General features: G+C 69.9%; 8 protein-coding genes. All 8 read right to left on the bottom strand.

From position 1 onward, the window contains the following. Positions 1-141 (bottom strand): bifunctional DNA primase/polymerase (locus tag DSY14_RS26980; RefSeq protein WP_211719433.1); only part of this gene is annotated, 141 nt, incomplete at its 3' end. Further along, positions 138-476: a hypothetical protein gene (locus DSY14_RS26985; RefSeq protein WP_211719427.1), complete on the bottom strand. Its 339-nt coding sequence runs from the start codon at positions 474-476 to the stop codon at positions 138-140. The genes DSY14_RS26985 and DSY14_RS26980, both read right to left, overlap by 4 nt. Before the next feature lie 111 nt (positions 477-587). Continuing rightward, entirely contained in the window at positions 588-719 is a 132-nt protein-coding gene (locus DSY14_RS29365; protein ID WP_283091714.1) for a hypothetical protein, read from the bottom strand. A gap of 140 nt (positions 720-859) precedes the next feature. Further along, complete coding sequence (locus tag DSY14_RS26990) at positions 860-1219, bottom strand: hypothetical protein (RefSeq protein WP_211719428.1); 360 nt, start codon at positions 1217-1219, stop codon at positions 860-862. A 198-nt stretch (positions 1220-1417) separates the two neighbouring features. Next, a complete protein-coding gene (locus DSY14_RS26995; protein WP_211719429.1) occupies positions 1418-3385 on the bottom strand; it encodes an FtsK/SpoIIIE domain-containing protein in 1968 nt (655 codons plus the stop codon). A gap of 79 nt (positions 3386-3464) precedes the next feature. Further along, positions 3465-3857: a hypothetical protein gene (locus DSY14_RS27000; RefSeq protein WP_211719430.1), complete on the bottom strand. Its 393-nt coding sequence runs from the start codon at positions 3855-3857 to the stop codon at positions 3465-3467. 243 nt (positions 3858-4100) lie between these two features. Then, positions 4101-4364 carry a hypothetical protein gene (locus DSY14_RS27005; RefSeq protein ID WP_211719431.1) on the bottom strand — a complete coding sequence of 88 codons (264 nt, stop codon included), beginning with the start codon at positions 4362-4364 and terminating at the stop codon, positions 4101-4103. Then, the coding region (locus DSY14_RS27010; protein ID WP_211719432.1) for a winged helix-turn-helix domain-containing protein at positions 4357-4694 on the bottom strand (338 nt) is incomplete at its 5' end. The genes DSY14_RS27005 and DSY14_RS27010, both read right to left, overlap by 8 nt.

The following is a 4694-nucleotide window of genomic DNA, read 5'->3' on the forward strand; positions in this document are numbered from 1 at the left end:
GATCTGGTCGGGGTCGGTGGTGGCGGTCTTCTCCCAGTTCCGGACCAGCGGTGGTTTCTTGGAGCGGGGGGTGAGGGGGAAGACGGGCCAGCCGCGGCGGGCGGCGGCCAGGGCGTAGTCGACGGGTGCGAAGTCGGTCATGGGTCACACCTCCGGGGGTTCACGTCGTCCCGGTACTCGGGGGCGCACCAGACCCGCACGACGATGCCGTCCACGATCGCGCGGGCGTCGGGGGTGGTGCCGAAGCGCAGGTCCACGTGGGTGTCCAGGTGCGCGGCCCAATCCCGCACCGCCTGGTGGGAGGTGGCCTGACCAGTCAGCAGGTCGACGCTCAGCGACGCCGGTACGAAGAGATGAGTGAGGGCAGCCGGCGCGAACAGATTCCATGACACTTCGGGCAGGTCGGCGGAGAGTAGGTCGGTGAGCACCCGTGCGGCGGTGTGCTGGAGTTCCTGGTTGGTCGTTGGGGTGGTCATACTGGTCGGGCCTTCCTGTTCGCAGCTTCGGCTGGGAAAGGTGCGGGCCCTGGGTGCTGGTTCCACCCGGGGCCCGCTGTGCTCAGTGCTGGTGGCTGTTCACGAGATTCCTCAGCCACAGAGGTTGTTGTTGTGCGGGTAGCTGTCGGCGGGGTCGCTGATGTCGTAGTAGTCGCCGCAGGTGGGGCACTTACGGTTGGCGGCCGGCACGGTCGCGGACACTCGGGGGGCGTGAGTGCGCATAAGGTGTGGTCCTCTCCTGGTGAGAGAAGACGGCCCCCGGTGCCTGGTAGCTGCGGGGGCCGTCGTCATGTGGTGGACCGGATGGTCCCTCCGACCCGCGCCGTAGAACGGTCGGGGCGGATCAGAGGCGCCGTGCGGGTTCAGAAGCGGATGTCGCCGCCGGACTGGATGATGGAGCCGCCGGCGGTCACCCCGTTGATCACGTTGGTGACGCCGCGGCGGCCTCGCGGCGCTCCGGCCGGGGCGTAGTCGGCCTCGAAGTCGGCGTTGGTGAGCACGCTCAAACCGCGCCGGGGGTGGTGCACGACCCAGTCCCCGGGGTGGGCGACCAACGCCACCGAGTCAGGTGTGAGGGTCAGTGTGGCCTCTGGGCCGCGGGTGTGGGTGAACTCCACCCCGTGGGCCAGGAGCCAGCCCAGGGTGCGGCCCGCACTGATCGGGTCAGCGGGCATCCATTGGTGGGCTTCGACGGTCTCGGTGCGGGTGTACAGGTCGCTCACGGGGTGCCTTTCTCGCATGGGTGTGGGGCCGGCGACCGGGGTGGTGCCGGCGGGCGTGTTCGGGTGGTGTCCCTATCCGGCCTAGGTGCGCTAATCAGCAGCTCAGGCAGGGTTCTAGGGGGTAGAGGAAAGGCCTAGAAACTAGGGGTGGAGGCCCTAGTTCTAGACCCGGGGAAGAGGTGTGCGCAGAGCCGGTTCTCAGGCCCGATCCAGGGCCGCCTGGGCCCGGTCGCGGCGGTAGCCGTTGCGGTTACGGCCCTCGATGTCGATCTGGCCGGGGATGAGCCCCACCGGCTTGAGCGCCCGGCTCAGCGCGGCGGCGTCCCACCCGGTGTACTCATCACCCGCGGCGGCCAGCTTGGGCAGCAGGTCGGCGGTGTGGATGCCCTTGGGGTGGTCCATCACCTCCAGGATCGTGGTGAGCAACCGGATCTCGGCCCGGTCATCGCCTTCGGGCAGGGTGCCGGCGTCCTTGCGGATCTCGTAGGCGCGGCGGGCGATCGCGGCGACCTCGTCATCGCTCATGAACGCGGTGCGTTCCTGGATCGGGGCGGCGCCCTCGGAGAGCAGGAAACCGGCCCCGCGCTGCTCGGCGGTGAACATCGCCGCGCTGTACCCCAGGGAGGCCCGACCCGATCCCAGGATGGTGTCGGAGGCCTCCGCGGTGGTGCAGCGCAGCGCCCAGCGGATGGACAGGATGTCGCGCAGCCGGGTGGGGACCACGTCGGCGGCGGGGCGTTGGGTGACCGCGCCGGTCACGATCCCGGCGGCCCGGCCCCGCCCGACGATGTCGGCGACCCCGGTGATGAAGGCCTTGCCCTTCTTGGTGTCACCGTCGCCCAGGGCGAACTTCTGGATCTCGTCGATGTGGAACAGGATCGGGTGCATGTCGAGCTTGCGGGCCACCTCGCGGGTGACCTTGCGGTGCCCGGTCTTGCGCAGCTTGGTGTAGCGGCGGGCCATCTCGTCCTGGAGCGCGCCGATCATCTGCATCATCTCGTCGTGCTCGGGAGCGGCCAGAACCTCCTCGGCGACCGGCTCGAAGTCGGCCAGGTCGAAGCCGCCCTTGCCGTCGGCCAACCACAGCCGCACGTTGGGGTCCAACGCGGCGAACGCCAGGATGTTGTTGCAGGCCACCGACTTACCGCCACCGGGTTCGCCTCCGACCAGATAGGAGCGTTCCACCAGGGAGAAGGACACCTGTCGGCCGCGGGCGTCGCGGCCGGCGAAGACCTTGTCGGACCAGAAGTCGACCGGGACCTTGCGGGTGATCAGGGGCGAGTCCACCGAGTCGCCTTGCATGGGGTCCTCGTCGGCCACCCAGACCTTGACGCGCCCGTTGTGGCCCTTGACCGGGTCCAGGGCGACCTGGACCTCGTCGACCCCGATCGCCGCGGCGATCTCGCCGCGCTTCTTGGTCGCGGACTTGTAGGTGGTGCCCTGGGGCAGCTCCAGGGTGGACTCCCAGGCCCCGTCGGTGCGGGCGACCGGACCCACGATGCGGATCTCGTCGTGCTTCTTGGCGAGCTTGGCAGCCACGAACACCTTCTTGACCTCCTTGCCCGAGGGGCTGGGGCCCAGCGCCTTGTGGCCGGCCTCGGCGTCGCCCAGGGCGGTGCGGCGCCGCTCCAGGCCGCCGGCGACCGCGAGCACGGCCATCAGCGCGATGATCGGCACCAGGGGGGTGAGCAGGAACCATGCCAGGGTGCCGGCGGCGGCGGTGCTGCCGGCCCCGGTGAGCACGATGTTGCGCCGCTTCTTACGGGTGGTCAGCACCAGTTCGGGTTTGACGGCCAGTTGGGTGTCGAGTTCGGCGGCGGTCATCCACCGCCACACGTGCCCGGCCCCGCGAGCGGTGCCCACACTGCCGTGGACCAGTTCGTGCTTGAGCAGCGCCACGGCCAGCCGGTCGGGGCGCTTGGCGACCTGAGCGGTGCGGGAGGCGGCGGTGCGCACCGAGGCGGGCACCACCACCTTGGTCTTGGCCTTGGCGGGCACCGCCACCTCGGTGGTGGTGTGCTCGTCGAGGTCCGGTTCCTCGTGCACGATCTCGGCGTCCACGATCTCCTCACCACCACCCTCGGGGGCAGCAGTGCGGGTGGGGAAGTCGATCACCTCGGCCTCCTGCTCCTGGTCGGGTTCGCGTTCGGGGTGGGTGGCGCTCATGCTGGTGGGTGCCCTTCTGTGTGTGGGGTGCGGGCGGCGGCGGATCTGTGGTGGTGAGGCCGCCGCCCGCCTGGTGGGGTCAGTAGTCGGTGATGTCGAAGTCGCGGGTGAAGGTCTCCGCTGAGTCCAGGCCGTTCTGGAAGAACTCGTAGATGCCGATGAAGGGGCCCGAGGCGGCCAGCCACAGGCACGGCACCAGCAGGGCCACCCACGGGGTCAGGGGGCGGGTGCCGCCGTCCTTGAGCTCGAAGACCACCCATCCGGAAGCCACCACGGCGGCCAGCACCGCGATGCCGTCGAAGGTGGCGCTGCTCAGAGCGCGAACCCCGGCCACGGCGTAGGGAGCCAGGAACGGCACCACGGACAGGCCGGAGATGAGCGCGCACAGGGTGAGCATGCGGCCGCGTTTACCGAAGATCAGCAGCACGATGCCCAGGCCCATCGCGATCAGGGCCACGATCCCGCTTGCCATAGGCGGGTGCTCCTTTCACAGTCGGGCGGCCCCGCCCGGTGCGGGTGGGGCCGCCCGTGGTGGGTGGTCAGGGGTTGTGCTTGTCGTCGATGTGGCCGGAGATGACCAGGCCGATACCGAGGGCGAGGATCAGGGCGAGGGTGAGCAGTTCGAGCATGGGGCGGGTGCCTTTCTGTGTGGTGGGGTGGTGGTGAGGACACCACCCCGGGAATGGATCAAGTCCTGTGGCGGGCGTGGTGTGACTCACAGGTCGAACAGGGGGAGTTGGTCGCCGCACAGCGAGCACACGTCCCAGGCGGGCACTTTGTGGCGGGTGTCGCGGCACCGCTCGGTGGGGTCGATGTCGACCTGTTCCAGGTGCCGGCGGCGGTCCTGCTGTGCCTGGTCTTTGGAGTGGGTGTCCAAGGCGAGTGAGGGGCAGGTGCAACGGAGCCGGTACACCCACCCCTCTCCTTCGCCCAGGTCCGCGATGATGCGCGTGACCCCGGGCCGGTGGCGCTCACCCATCGCCACCCCGTAGGGAGCGCAGGTGTCGCTTGATCGTGGCCGGGCTCAGATCGAGCGCCTCGGCGATCTCGGGGACGCTCTGACCGGGGTGGTCCTTGACGTGGCTAGCCACCCGGGTGAGGTTGGCGCGGCCGGTGGCCTTGCGCGCCTGTTGAGCCTGCTTGACCCCCCGGCTCACACTGGAGGGCTCACTCGCCTCGGGTGAGTGGTGTTCGTGCTGGTCGTCAACAGTGTGACCCCCCTGCCTGGTGGCGTTGTGGGCCTGCTGGGTCTCCCAAGCGGCGAGTACCTCCTCACGGGTGGGGTGACCCGCCCGGCGGGGGGTGGGAC

Origin of the sequence: Nocardiopsis sp. MG754419 (genome assembly GCF_018207095.1) — a bacterium.
Taxonomy (GTDB): domain Bacteria; phylum Actinomycetota; class Actinomycetes; order Streptosporangiales; family Streptosporangiaceae; genus Nocardiopsis.